Raw genomic sequence first — 18,868 nt, 5'->3', positions numbered from 1 at the left:
TCGCGCCATCAGAGATGTGTATAAGAGACAGGGGACGGGGACGAAGCCGCCGAGAACGCCACCGAGTCGGCCGACGGAAACGGCGAGGACGCGGCGACCGAGACCGACTCGGCGGACGCCGAGGACGACGCGATCGAACTCGGCGGCGAAGTCACCGCCGACGGGACGGACGCTTCCGCCGACGAAGCGGACGAGTAACACCCGGGCTCGTCGAGTGCCGACCGCTCGAGCGAGCGCCGGATTGACGCTGATTTTTACTGCGAGCCAACTGTCGCGAGCGAGGCTGTACGCCGGCATACTCGTATTTTATTCGACTTCGTCGTTCAGCTAGTAACCTTTAAAACAAAGTGCGCACAATACCCGTCCACGATGGCGAGCAACAAAATTCTCGGAATCGACCTGGGGACGACGAACAGCGCGTTCGCGGTGATGGAAGGCGGCGATCCGGAGATTATCGTCAACGCCGAAGGCGAACGGACGACGCCCTCCGTCGTCGCCTTTACCGACGACGAGCGGCTCGTCGGGAAACCGGCGAAGAACCAGGCGATCCAGAACCCCGAAAAGACGATCGCGTCGATCAAGCGCCACATCGGTGAAGAGGACTACACCGTCGAGATCGAGGGTGAGGAGTATACGCCCGAGGAGATCTCGGCGATGATCCTCCAGAAGATCAAACGCGACGCCGAGGACTATCTCGGCGACGAGGTCGAAAAGGCCGTCATCACGGTCCCGGCGTACTTCTCCGACCGACAGCGCCAGGCGACCAAAGACGCCGGCGAGATCGCCGGCTTCGAGGTCGAGCGCATCATCAACGAGCCGACCGCCGCGTCGATGGCCTACGGCCTCGACGACGATTCCGACCAGACCGTGCTCGTCTACGACCTCGGCGGCGGCACCTTCGACGTCTCGATTCTCGATCTCGGCGGCGGCGTCTACGAGGTCGTCGCGACCAACGGTGACAACGATCTCGGCGGCGACGACTGGGACGAGGCCATCATCGACTACCTCGCCGACCAGTTCGAGGCCGAACACGGGATCGACCTCCACGAGGACCGGCAGGCCCTCCAGCGGCTGAAAGACGCCGCCGAAGAGGCCAAGATCGAACTCTCCTCGCGCAAGGAGACCGAGATCAACCTGCCGTTCATCACGGCGACCGACGACGGTCCGATCCACCTCGAGGAGTCGCTGACCCGCGCGAAGTTCGAATCGCTCACCAGCGATCTCATCGACCGTACGGTCGAGCCAACCGAGCAGGCACTCGAGGACGCCGACTACAGCAAGGACGACATCGACGAGGTCCTCCTGGTCGGTGGGTCGACCCGGATGCCGCAGGTCTCCGAGAAGGTCGAGGAACTCATCGGCGAGGAGCCCCAGAAGAACGTCAACCCCGACGAGGCCGTCGCGCTGGGCGCGGCGATTCAGGGCGGCGTTCTGGGCGGCGAGGTCGACGACATCGTCCTGCTCGACGTCACGCCGCTGTCGCTCGGTATCGAGGTCAAAGGGGGACTCTTCGAACGACTCATCGAGAAGAACACGACGATTCCGACCGAGGAGTCGAAGGTGTTCACCACCGCAGCGGACAACCAGACCACGGTACAGGTCCGGGTCTTCCAGGGCGAGCGCGAACTGGCCGAAGAGAACGAACTGCTCGGCGAGTTCCACCTGACCGGAATCCCGCCAGCCCCCGCTGGCACGCCACAGATCGAGGTGTCCTTCTCGATCGACGAGAACGGCATCGTCAACGTCTCGGCGGAGGACAAAGGCAGCGGCACCACCGAGGAGATCACCATCGAAGGCGGTGCCGGTCTCTCCGACGAACAGATCGAGAAGATGCAAGAAGAGGCCGAGAAACACGCCGAGGAAGACCAGCAAAAGCGCGAGCGCATCGAAGCGCGTAACGCCGCCGAGGCGACGATCCAGCGCGCGGAAACGCTGCTCGAGGAGAACGACGAGCAGGTCGACGACGATCTCCGCGCCGACATCGAGGGCGCGATCGAGGATCTCGAGGAGACGATCGACGACAACGAAGCCGACGCCGACGACATCGAGTCCGCAACCGAATCCCTGAGCGAGGAGCTGCAGGAGATCGGCAAGCAGATCTACCAGCAGGAGGCCGGTGCCGGTGCAGCTGGCGGCGCTGGCGGTGCGGCAGGCGGCGCTGCAGGTGCCGGCGGTGCCGGAATGGGCGGCATGGGCGGCGGTCCGAACCCCGGCCCCGAAGCCGGCGCTGCCGGCGGCGAGGACGAGGAGTTCGTCGATGCGGACTTCGAGGACGTCGACTTCGAGGACGACGACGAGGAGTAAGCGGCCAGTCCGAGTCGCCGACTCGGAATACGACCGCAGAGCGAGTTTTCCAATTTGACGGAAATAACTAGTAATTTGAGGAGATTTCTTCGCCCGACAGAAGGTTAGCACGAGCATGGTAAATGTGTCCCTCGAGTTGTGAATGGGGTCCATCGTAATTTCGAAACTAAATAGAGAAGGGTTGAAACCAAGAAACCAGATTATTAAATCAATAGTTCGACTATCCATTGGATATAAATAGTGGACAATATAATTGGTATTTGTATGTCGGAAGACAACAGAAACAGGTCGCCGCTTACTCGTCGGAAAGTGTTGAAAAGTACTACAATGAGTTCAGTTGCTATAGGAACGTTCAGTGGTATCGGTAGTGGTTCTGTAGGCAGTCGAACCGGTGAAATAGAAGAAATAGGCAGGCATAATAAAACAAGTCTCGTGTCTAGGGTTCGCCAATCAAACGAGTATCTGACCTATGAGGAGTACTTTGACAATCAAGATTGGATCGACATTCTAGACGAACCATCCGTCTATAAAATAACGGATGGTGAATCCACGGAAGATAGAACAGGAACAATAATCTCATTTCCATTAGATTCTTCTGATTCGACGGTCGATGCCGATCTCACATTTACTCTTGAAAATGGATCTGTTACATACTCTAAAGCGTTAATGTCGGAGTCGATAGCCGACGAGACATACGAAATAACTGAAATCCGGCTACAGAACGGTGAGATAAAGAAGACAGTTACCGAAGCCACATTAGAAAATGGTAGGATTACCACCTCTTCTAGCGATCGTGATGGGGTTGTAACTCCTCAAGGCCGGAACGGTGTTAGTTGTGGTCAGTGTACAACGATAATGAGGGAACTGTGTCGGGTTGGATGTAGCGCCAATACGGGGCTTATCTGTGCAGGGGTCAGCTTTGTTGGGACGCCTCTAGCCGGAATAGGCTGTGGTGTTGTAGCGACGATGGTCTGCGCTCATGTTGCAGTCCCGAACGATTGTACCGTTAGCGATAGTCTTCAACACGAAAACCTCTGTGAAGAAGGCGGATTCTGCTAACTATCCCTCGTTTTTGATCGTAAGAGTGATTGCCACACGTGTACAGAATCGCTGACGAAAAGCCCACTACCGATGTGTGATCAACAATCAGATGACGGGTTCTATTCTAGTAGAGTGAAAAAAACGGTAGTGTATTTTTTCGTTACCTTTTCCGCATCGTTCGTAATTGCCATCTATAGAGGGATGTCCGTAGCGGAATCTATCGGGACCTCGTTTGTATTCGCTGTAGTATTCGCAGCAGTTATCTGGTATGTGTGGGTTGAAGCATAACTCCACTTCGTTTGCGAACCGACGTGGCCGTATTCCTCTAATCACTACCAGCTATCGTAGCCGCCCTCCAAGGTAGGGCGGATCGGTCCAGAAGAGTTACCGACACGTGCCTCGTCAAAATTAGAAAGTGATCATATTGGGATAGTAGGAGTGGAGAATAGGTTTATTAATAATCAATTATAGAGTTAGTTATTATAGATTTAGTAACTATGTGCCCAGAATAAGGGTGGGGATTTTAACTTCTGACCGGACGGCGGTGAACTGCGGGATTAGTTGGAGTTGCCTGTAAATGGGAACTGGCGAACTGGATCGCATCTTCCGTAGAGCGGTCGTTTCAAGTGGCTCAGACGAGTATCGGTTGCACAACGAATGAGCGAGGACTTCTACGACGTTCTCGGCGTGAGCCCCGACGCGTCTGCCGAGGAGATCAAACAGGCGTATCGGTCGAAGGCCACCGAGTATCACCCCGACGTCAGCGACGACCCCGATGCCGAGGAGAAATTCAAGAAAATTCAGAAGGCAAAGCAGGTCCTAACCGACGAGGAGAAACGTGAGGCCTACGACCGGATGGGACATGACCGCTACGAACAGGCCGAGAAACACGGTTTCGACGCCAGCCAGGCCGGCGGTGCCGGCGGCATGGGCGGCGGCCCGTTCGGCGGGATGGGCGGTGGCGGCATGGGCGGCGGTGGTGGTCTCGGCGACCTCTTCGAACAGGTCTTCGGCGGCGGTGGCGGCGGACGCGGCCGCCGGCAGCCGCGCAAGGGCCGGGACCTGCGGACCGAACTCGAGATCGATCTCGAGGAGGCCTACGAGGGGGCTGAAAAGCAGTTCTCCGTCGAGCGACCCGAAGAGTGCGATATCTGCGAGGGGGAGGGCCATCCGCCGGAGGCCGACGCCGAGACCTGTCCACAGTGTCAGGGCCGCGGACAGGTGACGCAGGTCCAGCAGACGCCGCTGGGTCGGGTCCAACAGACGACGGCCTGTCCCCGCTGTGAGGGCGAGGGGACGCTGTACTCCGAGACTTGCGGCGAGTGTCGCGGCGAGGGCTATGTCCGCACCGAGGCGACGCTGACCGTCGAAGTCCCGGCGGGCATTCAGGAGGGCCAGACCCTTCGAATGGAAGGCGAGGGCGCGCCCAGCCCCGAGACCGGTCCGCACGGCGACCTGCTGATCGATGTCTCGATCCGCGACCACGACGAGTTCGAACGCGAGGACGACGACCTTCAGTACCGGCTGCCGATCTCCTTCCCGCAGGCGACCTTCGGCGACACCGTCGAAGTCCCGACGCTCGAGGGTGCTGCCGAGTTCGAAATCCCGGCGGGAACCCAGAGCGGCGAGACCTTCCGCCTCGAAGGAAAGGGAATGCCGCGTCTCCGCGGTCGCGGGCAGGGTGACCTCTACGTGCAGGTCCAAGTCGTCACGCCGGAGAGTTTGAACGAGGAGCAGCGCGAGGCGCTCGAGGCCTTCGCGGAGGCCGGCGGCGACGAGATCGAAGTGACGGAAGGCTTCTTCGAGAAGATCAAGCGGGCGTTCTGAGTCGCGTTTCGTCCGCGCCGCCGAATCGAACGGCTTTCCTCCGCCAGCCTGAGTGTCACGGTACCGTTCACGACACATTATGGGCGTTGCGCTCGAATCGCCGCATGGATTCGCATGCCAGCACAACAGCTCCTGCTCCTCGCCGGCGACTACGTCGAGGACTACGAGATCATGGTTCCGTATCAGGCCCTCGAGATGGTGGGGCACGACGTACACGCCGTGTGTCCGGAGAAGGAAGCCGGTGAGACCTGTCCGACCGCGATCCACGACTTCGAGGGCGACCAGACATACACCGAAAAGCCCGGGCACCGGTTCGAACTGATCCACGACTTCGACGCCGTCGATCCGGCCGAGTACGACGCGCTGGTCGTTCCGGGCGGCCGTGCACCCGAGTACCTCCGTACCTACGACGCAGTTCTCGAGCACGTTCGACACTTCTTCGCGGAGGACAAACCCGTCGCGTGCCTGTGTCATGGCGTCCAACTCCTCGCCGCCGCGGACGTTCTGGACGGCCGAACCTGTACCGGCTATCCGGCACTCGAGACGGACGTCCGAACGGCCGGCGGTGACTGGGCGGAGGGCGTGACGCGCGACGGAAACCTCGTGACCGGACAGGCGTGGCCCGACCATCCCGAGTGGCTCGCCACGTTCCTCGAGTGTCTCGGGACCGATATCGATCACGCCGAGCCGGCGGCCGCGGACGACTGACGATTGGGGCCGTCGTATGAGGGGCTCGTAAGCACGGGCCGCCACAGCGAGTCGGCGTGCTTTTTCGGCCCCGGAACGGAGTGGACAGTATGAACGCTGGGACGGTCGACGGGTTGCTGACCCGCGAACTCCGCGACGATCGGATCGCGCTCGTCGACGCGACGGGGCGGGAGTACGATTACCACTGGCTGTGTACGACCTCGTGGAAGGCCGGCAACTTCCTGCGGCACGCGGGCGTTCGCAACGGCGTCACCGTCGGCGTCGTCGGCGACGGCCCCCTCGCACTGCTGGCCTTTTTCGGGACGACGCTGCTCGAGGGAACGACCCGGTTCGACCCGCCGACGGACCTCACTGACGAGGACGACTTCCGGACTCTCGTCGCGCCCGTCGAACGAGTCGCGGACTACGAGTTACCCCGCGGCGCGCAACGAGTCGGCTACGGTGACAAGCCCGACGCGCCGGACATCCATCACTTCGATGCGGGCCTCTGGAGCGAGAACCCGTCGTTCCCGCCGCTATCGATCGATCCCGAGACGGTCATTCTGACCGACGGCGAGCGGCCCGTCACGCACGAGGGACTGCTCAAGGCCGCACGCGAGGTCGTTACGGAAACCGGTCTCGAAGCCGACGACCGCGTCGTCGTTCGTACGCCCCTGTCCGATCCCCGGACGATCGCGGCGGGCGTGATCGCGCCGCTGTTGGCCAAGGCCGTAATCGTCCGTCCGGGCGACGAGACCGCGGGCGAACAGGCGAGCTACGCCGTCTCGGGTACCTCCGCCGAGTCGGTCCCCGAGCCGAACCGGATCGATCTCGACGCGGTGGCGCTCCCCTGACGGCGGCCGATTCCCGCCGATTGTCGGCCCCGGTCAGCGCTCTCGGTACAGCAGCCCGTCCGGATCGCGTCCTCGAGCACGACTGTCCGGCGCTCGAGACGCTCGCGTTCGCTGTCGGAATTTTTTATCCCGTCGTCCGTGGTCACACCGCCTATGCCAGACGTCGCGATCGTCGGCGGCGGCCCCGCCGGACTGAGCGCAGCGCTGTTCACCGCCAAGAACGGCCTCGAGACGACGGTGTTCGACACCGACGAGACGTGGATGCACAAGGCCCATCTGTTCAACTATCCCGGCATTCGGAGCATCAGCGGCAGCGAGTACATGGAACTCACGCGCGATCAGGTCAGCGACCGCGGAGCCGACGTGCGCGTCGGCGAGGAAGTGATCGACATCGAATCGGACGACGGCGGCTTCCGACTCGAGACCAGCGTTGCGTCGGAGACGCAACGAGCAGACGGTGACGCCGTCGACGCCGACGGCGAGTACGAGGCCGACTACGTCGTGCTGGCGACCGGTGCCGACCGCTCGATGGCGGCGGACCTCGCGATCGACTTCGCCGATGACGGGACCGTCGACGTCGATCTGGACACGGAGACGAGCATCGACGACCTGTACGCGACGGGCGCGATGGTCCGAGACGAGGAGTGGCAGGCGGTCATCGCCGCCGGTGACGGCGCGTCGGCGGCGCTTGACATCCTCAGCAAGGAGAAGGGCGAACACTTCCACGACTTCGACGTGCCGACCGACGCGCCGTAACCGGACGGAGAAAGGCGGGACCTGGGTTCGGGTTTCGGCGACGGGCGGCGGTGAAACCAGCCGCCGCGCCGCGCCTGCGTGTTCGGGGCACACGACTAAGCGACTTCTCGGCGGGAGTTTGTCGTATGGCAATGAAGGATCTCCACGAACTGTTCGTCCACAAGCTCGCACAACAGTACTACGTCGAACAGGAACTCGTCGAGACGCTAGACGAGATGGCCCGCAACACCACCAACGACCGGATGAGCCAGGGTTTTGCCGACCATCGCGACGAGACGCGGACGCAGATTCAGCGCATCGAGGAGGTCTTCGCTGCGCTCGATCGGCCCGCGGAAGCGCGGGAGTGTGCCATCCTCGATGGGCTCGAGGAGGACCGGCGCGAACTCGAGGCCGAGATCGAGGACGACGAACTGCTCAATATGGTCTACCTGAACGCGGGCATGATGACCGAACGCGTCGAGATGACGGCCTATGAGGGGCTGACGACGATCGCGGAGCAACTCGAACTCGGCGACGATGTCCAGCGCCCCCTCGAGTCGAACTACGACGAGGAGCAGTCCGCCTTCCGCGAACTCGAGACGCTGGCGACGGCGAAGGACATGAAGTCGCTGTGGGATCGACTGACTCCGTCGTAACCCGTGAGACGGCGATGCCGGGCCGCGTCCCGGTCCCCTCGCTTCGCGAGTGGCTGCACCGACCGTTCGGTTCTCGGTCGCTCTCGTGGGACCCGTTCTCGAGCGATCGCTCTCGGATAGCGCGCCCGTACCGTTTCTGCGACGCGTTCCAGCGCTCGTCCGTGTTCTCGCTACCGGTCGAGACGCAATAGCATTATGCTCCTCGAGTGAATATTCTCGCGCAGTATGGCATACGATGCGGTCCTGTTCGACTTCGACGGCGTCGTCGTCGAAACACCGTCGTCCAAGCGCCTTTCCGACGCCCTCGGCCGGACGTACGAGAAACTCGGGCGGTCCGGTCCGGCGGCGGAGACGTTTCAGGAACTCATGGGCGGCGACTTCGAGTCGATCGCAGACCGCTGTCAGGGCCTCGGCATCGAGGCGGACGTGTTCTGTGCCCAGGCCGCCCGCGAGATGGTCCGAACCCAACTCGAGGAAGTGGAACGCGGGTTGCGATCCGCGTACGACGACATCGCCGCGGTGCGGTCGCTCGAGCACCCCCTCGGCATCGTCAGCGACAATCACCCGACCGTCGTCTCGACGCTGCTCGACCGATTCGGGCTTCGGTCGCTGTTCGAGACCGTCTACGGCTGTCCCCTGACTCCCGACGGGCTGGCCCGACGGAAGCCCGACCCGACGAACATTGAAGCCGCGATGGACGCGCTCGAGGCGGACGCCGCGTTGTACGTGGGCGATCGAGCCGTCGACGTCCGTGCGGCCGACAACGCGGGCATCGATTCGGTGTTGCTCTCCCGATCCGGAACGGAGCCACCCCAAGCGGACGTGGACCCGACCTACCGCCTCCCGTCGCTGTCGGGGCTCCCGTCGGTCCTCGAGTGAGCGCGCCGACGGCGGTTCGGGCGTCGCTCCTGTCGACGCGGCTCGACCCGCTATAGTGACTGTCCAGATACAGGGGAACACATAGGACGGCTCCGCGGGAGAGAGCCGAACGCATGGCGACCGTCGAAACCGTCCTGTCGTCGATTTTCAGCACCATCCCCGAACTCCATTCCGGGCAACTCGGACTGCTCTCGGGCGTCCTCGTGGGGGTGCTCTACTGGCACGGTTATCGCCGGCCTGCGCTCGCGCTCCTCACCGCGTTCTATCTACTGGCGCTCGGTATCGTGCCCGGGGCCACGAGGGGACTGCTCGTCGTTCAGTCGAACCCGTGGTACTTCTGCTCGTTTCTGCTCATCGTCTCGCTCAGTGCGATCGGCGCAACCGCCGTCCGGGCGCGAGTGACACGCTCGAGTCGACGTCGAACTCGGCGAGCGGACGGCAAGCCGTCGGACTGGTAGTCGCGGGGAGCCGGTCCCAACGGTGACTCGCGTTCGATAGTCGTTTCAGTCGCCCGGCCGTAGCTGACCCGAGACATGCCTCCTCGTCGACGCGGTACCGGGACGCGCCTGCTGATGGCGCTGGTCGGCTGTCTGCTCCTGCTGTGGTCTCTCGCGCTGGCGGCGATCAGTTACTGGGCACTGTCCGTGCTCCGGGCCTCCGCACCCGACCCCGGGACGACGCTTCTCGTCGTCGTTGGCGTCGGTCTCGTGGGCGGTTATCTGAGCTATCGGTTCGGGACGACCCAGTTGCTCTCGCGGCTCGAGGCGGTCGCACTCCCGCGGTCGCACGCGCCCGACTTCTACCGGCGGCTCGACGATCTCGAGTCGCGAATGGGCGTCGACTCGCCGACTATCGCGATCGCGCGGCTGCCGATGCCAAACGCCTTCGCGCTGGGCAGTCGACGCGGCGGCGTCGTCGTCCTCGATCGGTCACTTTTCGGGCTGCTTTCGCTCGACGAGCTCGAGGCGCTCGTGGCACACGAATTCGCCCACCTCGAACGATACGACGCCTTCGTCCAGACGCTCGCCTACAGCGTCTTCCGGACGATCGCCGGGCTCGCCGTCCTGCTACTGTCACCGCTGCTGGTGGCGGTCATGGGGGTCGCTCGAGCCGTCGCGTGGCTCCGGGGCGAGCCGCAGTCGTGGTCGCGGACGGCCGTCGGCCGGCTGCTGGGCCTCATCGACGGCGGCGTCGTGATCTGCTTGCTCCTCGTGACGCTGGTCGTTCGGGCCCACTCGCGACGGCGGGAGTACGCCGCCGACGAGCGGGCCGCAACCGTCACCGGCCGGCCGGTCGCGCTCGCTCGCGCGCTCCGGACGATCCAACGCACTGCGGACCCGTCCGCGGGGTTGCTCGCTCCCCTGTACGTTCACACCGGCGACGACGAGACGTGGCGGCGGTTGCTCTCGACGCATCCCCCGACGGACGACCGGATCGAACGGTTGCTCGAACGGGCGCGACACGACCGCGATCGCGCGCAGGCTCGAGCGCCGTAACAGTCGTCCGTGACGCGCGGTCCGTCCGAGGTGGGGCCTACCCCAGTGCCGGCGAGAGCGTCGCCAGCGTACTGGCAACCCACAAACGCTTTTGCCTGCACACCTCCTACGTCGGCTCATGTACGTTCGGGACGCGAAAAACAGGGAAGAGGTCTGGCTCCTGGATCACATCGAGTCGATGGGGCTCGACGAGACGGCGTTTCGCTCCCGTGACTACGTCATCGCGATCGACGAGGAGTCCGGCGAGAAGGCCGGCTTCGGTCGCATCCGCATCCACAAGACCGACGCCGACTCGGGAGCCGTCTGCGAACTGACCAGCATCGGTGTCCTCGAGAGCTGGCGCGGGCAGGGTGTCGGGGCCCACATCATCGAACGACTCGTGGAGTACGCCAGCGACGAGGGGTTCGACACCGTCTACGTCCTGACCGGCGACGGGTCCTACCTCGCTCAGTTCGGTTTCCAGCGGATCGAGGAGTCCGACCTGCCGGCGGTCCTCCGGGACCGACTCGCGGACAAGCGCGAGGGTATCGATCCCGACGCAGTGCCCCTGGCGATCGACGTCGCGGAGTTCCGAATGCCGGACCGGCTTCGGGAGGCGTTCAAGCACGCCCCCGAGGGGCGCGACGACATCGACGACACGGAGGCCCCCGAGGACTTCGGTATCGATCCGGACTCGGCGACGTACAAGTACGATACGGGGCAGTAGATGACCGTGATGGGACCGCCGGACCGTTCGTCCCCACCGGTTCGCTCACGATCAGGTGGGGCGCTCGTCGAAGCCGTAGCGGAACGCGACCCAGGCGATCCCGGAGAGGAACAGCATCGGCGGAAGGACGGCGAACCCCCACAGCGGGTCCAGCCCCCAGCGGAGCAAGAGTCCGAGGGTCACCACCCCGACTGCGAGCAACGGCGCGACGTAACGGGCCGCTCGACGCCGATCGCCCGTCCCATCGGCCGACAGCGGCGATCGCGGTGGCGGCTCGCTGGGCATGTTCGAGCCGTCGACGCCGTGCGGCATAAGCGATTGTGGCGATTCCGAAAACACTCATGACCGCGAACCGATCCGATTCGACGGCCGGCCGCAGCGATTCCGACGATGGGGCAAACGACAGCGATTCCCCCGGGGACGAAGCCGTCCCCGTCTGGCTCGTCGAGCGAACGTACGGCGACGACGAACTCAATCTCGTCATCCTCGTCTACGCAACCGAGGATGGCCGGCGATACCACCGCCGGGAGCGCGCGCTGACCAGCTTTACCGGACCCGCTCGAGAGACGAAGGCCGGACTCCTCGTCTCGCCCGACGCGCTCGGAAGCGTCGACGATCCGACGACGCGGGAGCGCTACGCCGAGGAAGCGTCGCGAATGGCACAGCGACACGATCCGGCCGACAACGTGTGAGTCATGGAGTTCGTGAGTCGCCGACGCGACCGCGAAGCTTGACGTGTTCATCAAAGTTGAAGCCCCGCCCGACCCACGATAATCATAATGTTCGACCCCGACGAACTCGAGGAGATCCGTGCCAACAAGGCGGAATGGCACGAGGCGGAAGTCGAACCGGTCCTCGATCGGTTCGGCGAGCGCAAGGAAACGTTCACGACTGATACGGGCGGGCAGGAGGTCGATCGGCTCTACACACCCGACGATGTCGGCGATCTCGACTACGAGTCGGATCTGGGGAATCCGGGCGAACCGCCGTACACGCGTGGCGTCTACTCGACGGGCTACCGTGGTCGGCTCTGGACGATGCGTCAGTACGCCGGGTTCTCGACGCCGGAAGACACCAACGAACGCTACCACTATCTGCTCGACGAGGGGCAGACCGGGCTCTCGATGGCGTTCGACCTGCCCACCCAGATGGGGTACGACTCGGACGCCTCCATGGCCGCCGGCGAGGTCGGGAAAGCCGGCGTGGCGATCGACTCGCTTGCCGACATGGAGACCGTCTTCGACGGCATTCCGTTAGACGAGGTCTCGACGTCGATGACCATCAACGCACCCGCGTCGGTGCTGCTGGCAATGTACATCGCGGTGGGGGACCAGCAGGGCGTCGACCGCTCGGAGCTTCGCGGGACGATTCAGAACGATATCCTGAAGGAGTATATCGCGCGCAACACGTACATCTACCCGCCGGAACCGTCGATGCGGATCATCACTGATATCTTCGACTTTTGTGCCTCCGAGACGCCGAAGTTCAACACCATTTCGATCTCGGGCTATCACATCCGCGAGGCCGGTTCGACGGCCGCCCAGGAACTGGCGTTCACGCTCGGCAACGGGATCGAGTACGTCGAGACGGCGATCGAGGCTGGCCTCGACGTCGACGAGTTCGCGCCCCAACTCTCCTTCTTCTTCAACGGCCACAACAATATCTTCGAGGAGGTCGCCAAGTTTCGCGCGGCCCGCCGGATGTGGCACGACATCATCGAGGAGCGCTTCGATCCGGACGACCCCAAGTCCAAACAGCTCAAGTTCCACACCCAGACCGCGGGCTCGATGCTGACCGCCCAGCAGATCGAGAACAACGTCGTCCGCGTCGCCTACCAGGCGCTGGCGGCAGTGCTCGGCGGCACGCAGAGCCTCCACACCAACGGCAAGGACGAGGCGCTTGCCCTGCCGACCGAGGAATCCGTCCGGACGGCGCTGCGCACCCAGCAGATCCTCGCCCACGAGTCCGGCGCGGCCGACACCATCGACCCGCTGGCGGGCAGCTACTACGTCGAATCGCTGACCGACGACGTCGAGGAAGAGGCCTACGAGATCATGGACGAAGTCGACGACCGCGGCGGCATGCTCGAGGCCGTCGAGCAACAGTGGGTCCAGCGCCAGATCCAGGATACGGCCTTCGACCGCCAGCGGGAGATCGAGGAGAAAGAGCGGATCATCGTCGGCGTCAACGAGTTCGAAGTCGACGAGGACCCCGAGATGGATGTCGAGGAGGTCACCGAAGCGGACCAACAGCGCAAGATCGACGGTCTCGAGGAAACCCGCGAGGAGCGCGACGACGACGCGGTCGACGCGGCCCTCGAAGCGCTTCGCGACGCGGCACGGAGCGACCGGAACCTGATGCCGTACATCATCGACGCGGTCAAAGCATACGCGACGGTCGGCGAGATCTGTAACGTCATGCGCGACGAGTTCGGCGAGTATCAACCGGGCGGCGCGATGTAGGCGCTCGAGGCGGGGACCTCACGAAAAATCACAACAGTAACACGGCCACCGACCGGAGTACAGGCCGATGCACTTCGATCACGCCGGCATCGCGACCGACGATGCACGGGCACTCGCAGCACTGTACGGTGACCTCTTCGGCCTCGAGATCGCCCACGAGGAGGAGTTCGACGGCATGCGTGTCGTCTTCCTCGACTGCGCCGACGGCTACTTCGAACTGCTCGAGCCCCTCGAGGAGGGGACGATTGCGCGATACCTCGAGGAGACCGGGGCGGGCATCCACCACCTCGCGCTTGCGACCGACGACATCGACGGTGCCCTCGAGACGGTCCGCGACCACGACGTGGCGCTGATCGACGAGGAGCCGCGACCGGGTGCGTGGGGGCACTCGGTGGCGTTCCTCCATCCGACGGACACGGGCGGCATCCTGATCGAACTCGTCGAACACTGACGGCGGTGTCTACTCGCTGGCCGGCGACTCGGCCGTCGTGAGCCGTCGCGTCTCGTCGCGGCGCTCGTGGCGGACCGCGACGGTGTCGGGATACCGCCCCTCGAGCTCGATCCGTGCGTCGTAGCCGACGATCCCGAGACAATCGATGCAGTTGGCGGCCGCCTGGGGACCGACGGCGACGGTGACCACGAGGAGATCGCGGTCCGCGTCGACGGTCGGCTCGGCGAGCGCGAGGTCGTGACAGGGCGTCGGCGTTTCGATCGCGCCCGCGATGACGACGCTTTCGTCGATGAATTCGACGGTGGCTCGATCGCGGTCCGTTCGGCCCGCGCACTGCCCCTCGCCGACCGCGAGCGATGCGTCGACGACATCGGGGTCCGGACAGGGAATCGTCGTCGAACTCGACGCCGTCTCGATATCGGTCCCGCGGAGCGTGATTATCGTTCGGGTCCGGAGACAGTCGAACGGCCGCCGGCTGACGCCGTCGGTGACGGTCGACTCGGTCGTGTCGTCGCCGGTCGTGACGGTAATCGCGTACGACCGCGGCTCGGCGAGGCTGATCACGAACTCCTCTCCCGCTGGGAGGTCGACATCACGCTCGAGCAGTGCGCCGTCGCCGCTGTCGGCTCCGTCGTTCCCGCTGCGCTGGTCGGTCGTGATCGTCACGGAGACCGTTCGGTCCGAGTCGCCGTCGTTGCGGAGTGTGAGTGTGTGCGGTGGATGCGCGCCGAGAAACGGGATCTCGTCGGGATCGCCGACCGTGATCGCGTCGTCCGAGTCCGATTCGGCGGCGTCCCGATCGGTATCGTCGCTCGAGTCGGTCCCAGCGTCGGTATCGTCGGTCTCGGGATGGGTCGTCCGGAGATGGTCGAACATCGAACCCGTACAGCCGGCCAGTCCACAGACCGCGCCGGTGGTGCCGGCGAGGAGGTCTCGTCGCCGCATACGCGATGCCACCACGATGTGGCATAAACACCTTTGTCAGGGGTGCGAACCTGTCCGCCGGCGGGACTGTCAGTGGGGTGGAACGTGGCTGTTACGACGCTGGTGACCCCAGTTTCATAGGCCTCGTGGCACGCCCGGAACGGTGGCGGGCAGTGCCCGCACTCGGGGACGCGTTCGGCGACTACTGTGTTGCCGGGGCAGGCTCGCGGCCCCGGTGGGCCAGGCCAAGGATTCCGGACGGTACGGCGCGTCAGCCGAAGTTCTCGATCAACGCCGCGTCGGAATCGCCGCCGGCGTCGTCGATCGCCTCGGCGACGAACGTGACGAAGCCGTCGAAGCCGAAGGCGTAGAGCTGTCCGTCCTCATGGTGCGTCGCGATCGCATCGGCCAGGTCGTCGTCGGCGTTCTCCCCGACGATGACGACCGTCGCGCCCGCATCCGCGAGCGCCTCGAGACGCTCGGTGTGGGCCGGCTCGTCGGCCTGATAGATCACCACGGCGTCGTGGCCCGCGTCTCGGGCCGCTTCGGCGACGGCGATCGAGGGGCCGATTCCCGGGCCGCCGGCGGCCGCGACGATATCGGCCTCGCCCTCATAGGTGATCCGCCCGAACGGTCCCTCGACGTGAACGGTCTCACCGCCCTCGAGACCGGCGAGCCACGGCGAGAGATCGCCGTCGGGATCGACGCCCACGGTGAGTTCGAACGTCCCGCCCACGGACGGTGACGAGAGCGTATAGTGACGCGAGATCGGCTCGTCGTCGGGTGCCGCTCGGAGCAAGACGAACTGTCCCGGCAAGGCGTCGAACCCGTCGGGCGTCTCGAGCTCGAGCGTGACCGTATCGGGACCGACTTCACTGACCGATTCGACGGAGACTGGCGTCCCTTCCATGTCGAAGCCGTTCGGCGGCCGATTGAAAAGGCGTTCCGTTCCGTCGACGGTAGTGATTCGGCTTCGTTTACCGCCGACATCCGTGAAAACGACGGTAAGAAACTGTCACGTTCGCACCCCGGTGTCGGTCGCCGTCCCTCGGTACGCCTCTTGCCAAAACCACTACCGATTAATAGATCCTGACCCGTACTATCGAACAGATCACGCGCTGTTACACTCATCCGGGTGGGGTTTCAGAAGCCTTTTCATTTATGGGGGGCAAGGCCCATCATAACATGGCTGAGGACCTCAACTGGGCGGTTGGAGGCGAGGCCGGGGACGGAATCGACTCCACGGGCAAGATTTTCGCTCAGGCACTCGCCCGAGCCGGACGGCACGTATTCACCTCGAAAGACTTCGCATCACGGATCCGCGGGGGATACACGGCCTACAAGATTCGGACCTCCGTCGACAAGGTCCAGAGCGTCGTCGACCGACTCGACATTCTGGTCGCGCTCACCCAGCGGACGATCGACGAGAACCTGGACGAACTCCACGAGGGCAGCGCCATCATCTACGACGGCGAGCGTTCCTGGGAAGCCGAGATTCCCGACGAGATGACCGCCGTTGACGTCCCCCTGAAGTCGCTGGCCGAGGAGGCCGGCGGCGCGATCATGCGCAACATCGTCGCGCTCGGTGCCGCGTGTGAGATCACCGGCTTCGACGTCGAGTACCTCGACGAAGCCCTCGAGAAGCGCTTCGGCGGCAAGGGCTCGAAGATCGTAGAGAACAACAAGGCGGCCGCCCGCGCCGGTCAGGAGTACGTTCGGGAGAATTACGATCTGGACCACCTCGGCTACAACATCGAGACGACCGACAACGATTACGTCCTGCTCAACGGCAACGAGGCGGTCGGGATGGGTGCGCTCGCGGCCGGTTGTCGGTTCTACGCCGGCTATCCGATCACGCCAGCGACGTCGATCATGGAGTATCTGACGGAGCGTATCGAGGACTACGGCGGACACGTCGTGCAGGCGGAAGACGAACTCTCGGCCATCAACATGTCGCTCGGAGCCGCACGCGCCGGCGCCCGATCGATGACCGCGACGTCCGGTGCCGGCGTCGACCTCATGACCGAGACCTTCGGTCTGGTCGCGACCAGCGAGACGCCGCTGGTCATCGCCGACGTGCAGCGATCCGGCCCCTCCACGGGGATGCCGACGAAACAGGAACAGGGCGACCTGAATATGGCACTGTACGGCGGTCACGGCGAGGTCCCGCGGTTCGTCGTCGCCCCCACGTCGATCACCGAGTGCTTCTGGAAGACCGTCGAGGCGTTCAACCTCGCGGAGAAGTACCAGACGCCGGTCTTCCTGATTTCGGATCTGGCGATGTCGGTCACCGAACAGACGTTCCCGCCCGAAGCCTTCGACATGGACGAGGTCGAGATCGATCGCGGCAAACTCGTCGACGAGGACGAAGTCGACGAGTGGCTCGACTCGCAGGGCCGGTTCCGCGCCCACGCCGTCACCGACGACGGCGTCAGTCCCCGCGCCATCCCCGGCACGACCGACGCCGCACACATGTCCACCGGGCTCGAGCACGACGAACTCGGCCGCCGGACGGAAGAAGAGGACGAGCGCGTCCATCAGGTCGACAAGCGAAACCGCAAGGTCGAGACCGCACGGGACGAGGAGGACTGGGATTACCGCGAGTTCGGCGACGCCGACGCCGACAATCTCATCATCTCGTGGGGGTCGAACGAGGGCGCGCTCGTCGAAGCGCTCGACTACCTCGAGGAGGACGGCATCGACGTTCGCGTCATTTCGGTGCCCTACATCTTCCCACGGCCGGACCTGACCGAGGAAATCGAGGCCGCCGACGACACGATTGTCGTGGAGTGTAACGCGACGGGACAGTTCGCCGACGTGATCGAACACGACGTGCTTACCCGCGTGAAGCGCATCAACAAGTACACCGGCGTCCGCTTCAAGGCGGACGAACTCGCGGACGACATCACCGAGAAACTCTCCGAGGAGGTACCAGCATAATGAGCTCCGACGTACGATTCACCGACTTCAAATCCGACAAGCAGCCGACGTGGTGTCCCGGATGCGGCGACTTCGGGACGATGAACGGCATGATGAAAGCCCTCGCGAACACCGGCAACGATCCCGACAACACCTTCGTGGTGGCCGGGATCGGCTGTTCCGGCAAGATCGGGACCTACATGCACAGCTACGCCCTCCACGGGGTTCACGGCCGTGCGCTCCCGGTCGGCACCGGCGTCAAGATGGCCCGCCCCGATATCGAGGTCATGGTCGCCGGCGGCGACGGTGACGGCTACTCGATCGGTGCCGGTCACTTCGTCCACGCCGTCCGCCGGAACGTCGACATGACCTACTGCGTCATGGACAACCGCATCTACGGGCTGACCAAAGGGCAGGCCTCGCCGACCTCGCGGTCGGACTTCGAGACCTCGACGACCCCCGAAGGACCCAAACAGCCGCCGGTCAACCCGCTCGCGCTCGCGCTCGCGTCGGGTGCGTCGTTCATCGCCCAGTCGTTCAGTTCCGACGCGATGCGACACGCCGAGATCGTCCAGAAGGCCATCGAACACGACGGCTTCGGCTTCGTCAACGTCTTCAGTCCGTGCGTCACGTTCAACGATGTCGACACCTACGACTACTTCCGCGACAGCTTGGTCGACCTGCAGGAGGACGAGGACCACGACCCGACCGACTACGAGGCAGCCAAGGAAGTCATCCTCGACGCCGACAAGGAGTATCAGGGCGTGATGTACCAGGACGAGAACTCCGTGCCGTACCACGAACAACACGGCGTCACCGAGGACATGTCCGAGATTCCGGACGGCGCACCCGAGGACGCGATGGACCTCGTTCGCGAGTTCTACTAACGCCGCTTCGTCGATTCTCGCCGGCCGTCGTCGGACGGGC

20 protein-coding genes are annotated in these 18,868 nt (G+C 64.0%); 16 read left to right on the top strand and 4 right to left on the bottom strand.

Features of this window, described 5'->3' with window-relative positions; translation table 11 throughout:
• The coding region (locus C487_RS20620) for a hypothetical protein (protein WP_006184629.1) at positions 1-297 on the bottom strand (297 nt) is incomplete at its 3' end.
• 72 nt (positions 298-369) lie between these two features.
• On the opposite strand from C487_RS20620, the gene dnaK reads away from it, so the two are divergent.
• The 11 genes from dnaK to C487_RS05090 all read left to right on the top strand — a co-directional run bounded on the left by dnaK (position 370) and on the right by C487_RS05090 (position 11,185).
• Positions 370-2,304, top strand: coding sequence for a molecular chaperone DnaK (gene dnaK, locus C487_RS05135; RefSeq protein ID WP_006184628.1), 1,935 nt, complete (start codon positions 370-372; stop codon positions 2,302-2,304).
• 264 nt (positions 2,305-2,568) lie between these two features.
• Positions 2,569-3,363: a halocin C8-like domain-containing protein gene (locus C487_RS19315; protein ID WP_083864503.1), complete on the top strand. Its 795-nt coding sequence runs from the start codon at positions 2,569-2,571 to the stop codon at positions 3,361-3,363.
• Between the two features lie 639 nt (positions 3,364-4,002).
• Positions 4,003-5,172, top strand: a complete 1,170-nt coding sequence (dnaJ, locus tag C487_RS05130) for a molecular chaperone DnaJ (protein ID WP_006184626.1) — start codon at positions 4,003-4,005, stop codon at positions 5,170-5,172.
• A 114-nt stretch (positions 5,173-5,286) separates the two neighbouring features.
• Positions 5,287-5,880 carry a DJ-1/PfpI family protein gene (locus C487_RS05125; RefSeq protein WP_006184625.1) on the top strand — a complete coding sequence of 198 codons (594 nt, stop codon included), beginning with the start codon at positions 5,287-5,289 and terminating at the stop codon, positions 5,878-5,880.
• Positions 5,881-5,969: 89 nt separating this feature from the next.
• Positions 5,970-6,713, top strand: coding sequence for a hypothetical protein (locus C487_RS05120; protein ID WP_006184624.1), 744 nt, complete (start codon positions 5,970-5,972; stop codon positions 6,711-6,713).
• 153 nt (positions 6,714-6,866) lie between these two features.
• A complete protein-coding gene (locus tag C487_RS05115; RefSeq protein ID WP_006184623.1) occupies positions 6,867-7,469 on the top strand; it encodes an NAD(P)/FAD-dependent oxidoreductase in 603 nt (200 codons plus the stop codon).
• A gap of 131 nt (positions 7,470-7,600) precedes the next feature.
• A complete protein-coding gene (locus C487_RS05110) occupies positions 7,601-8,104 on the top strand; it encodes a YciE/YciF ferroxidase family protein (protein ID WP_006184622.1) in 504 nt (167 codons plus the stop codon).
• Positions 8,105-8,329: 225 nt separating this feature from the next.
• On the top strand, positions 8,330-8,983 hold the full coding sequence (locus C487_RS05105) for an HAD family hydrolase (protein ID WP_006184621.1): 654 nt from the start codon (positions 8,330-8,332) through the stop codon (positions 8,981-8,983).
• A gap of 113 nt (positions 8,984-9,096) precedes the next feature.
• The gene (locus C487_RS05100; RefSeq protein ID WP_006184620.1) at positions 9,097-9,441 is read left to right on the top strand and encodes a hypothetical protein; all 345 of its coding nucleotides are present in this window, start codon (positions 9,097-9,099) and stop codon (positions 9,439-9,441) included.
• Between the two features lie 114 nt (positions 9,442-9,555).
• Entirely contained in the window at positions 9,556-10,479 is a 924-nt protein-coding gene (locus tag C487_RS05095; protein WP_006184619.1) for a M48 family metallopeptidase, read from the top strand.
• 118 nt (positions 10,480-10,597) lie between these two features.
• Positions 10,598-11,185, top strand: coding sequence for a GNAT family N-acetyltransferase (locus tag C487_RS05090; RefSeq protein ID WP_006184618.1), 588 nt, complete (start codon positions 10,598-10,600; stop codon positions 11,183-11,185).
• A gap of 51 nt (positions 11,186-11,236) precedes the next feature.
• On the opposite strand, the gene C487_RS05085 is transcribed toward C487_RS05090, so the two are convergent.
• The gene (locus C487_RS05085) at positions 11,237-11,470 is read right to left on the bottom strand and encodes a DUF4118 domain-containing protein (RefSeq protein WP_049907952.1); all 234 of its coding nucleotides are present in this window, start codon (positions 11,468-11,470) and stop codon (positions 11,237-11,239) included.
• 56 nt (positions 11,471-11,526) lie between these two features.
• On the opposite strand from C487_RS05085, the gene C487_RS05080 reads away from it, so the two are divergent.
• The 3 genes from C487_RS05080 to mce all read left to right on the top strand — a co-directional run bounded on the left by C487_RS05080 (position 11,527) and on the right by mce (position 14,098).
• Positions 11,527-11,877, top strand: coding sequence for a hypothetical protein (locus C487_RS05080; RefSeq protein WP_049907951.1), 351 nt, complete (start codon positions 11,527-11,529; stop codon positions 11,875-11,877).
• Between the two features lie 87 nt (positions 11,878-11,964).
• A complete protein-coding gene (locus tag C487_RS05075; RefSeq protein ID WP_006184615.1) occupies positions 11,965-13,647 on the top strand; it encodes an acyl-CoA mutase large subunit family protein in 1,683 nt (560 codons plus the stop codon).
• 67 nt (positions 13,648-13,714) lie between these two features.
• Positions 13,715-14,098, top strand: coding sequence for a methylmalonyl-CoA epimerase (mce, locus tag C487_RS05070; protein WP_006184614.1), 384 nt, complete (start codon positions 13,715-13,717; stop codon positions 14,096-14,098).
• A gap of 9 nt (positions 14,099-14,107) precedes the next feature.
• On the opposite strand, the gene C487_RS05065 is transcribed toward mce, so the two are convergent.
• On the bottom strand, positions 14,108-15,043 hold the full coding sequence (locus tag C487_RS05065; RefSeq protein ID WP_006184613.1) for a hypothetical protein: 936 nt from the start codon (positions 15,041-15,043) through the stop codon (positions 14,108-14,110).
• A gap of 250 nt (positions 15,044-15,293) precedes the next feature.
• On the bottom strand, positions 15,294-15,932 hold the full coding sequence (locus C487_RS05060) for an FAD-dependent oxidoreductase (protein ID WP_006184612.1): 639 nt from the start codon (positions 15,930-15,932) through the stop codon (positions 15,294-15,296).
• Positions 15,933-16,207: 275 nt separating this feature from the next.
• Between C487_RS05060 and C487_RS05055 the strand changes: the two genes are divergently transcribed.
• Positions 16,208-17,962, top strand: coding sequence for a 2-oxoacid:acceptor oxidoreductase subunit alpha (locus C487_RS05055; RefSeq protein ID WP_006184611.1), 1,755 nt, complete (start codon positions 16,208-16,210; stop codon positions 17,960-17,962).
• Positions 17,962-18,828, top strand: a complete 867-nt coding sequence (locus tag C487_RS05050; RefSeq protein WP_006184610.1) for a 2-oxoacid:ferredoxin oxidoreductase subunit beta — start codon at positions 17,962-17,964, stop codon at positions 18,826-18,828. The genes C487_RS05055 and C487_RS05050 overlap by 1 nt, the downstream gene beginning before the upstream one ends.
• Positions 18,829-18,868: the final 40 nt, after the last annotated feature.

The sequence above is a fragment of the Natrinema pallidum DSM 3751 genome (assembly GCF_000337615.1).
Lineage (GTDB): Archaea > Halobacteriota > Halobacteria > Halobacteriales > Natrialbaceae > Natrinema > Natrinema pallidum.
Note: the sequence above shows the minus strand (reverse complement) of the source record. Positions and strands in the feature narration are given on the sequence as shown.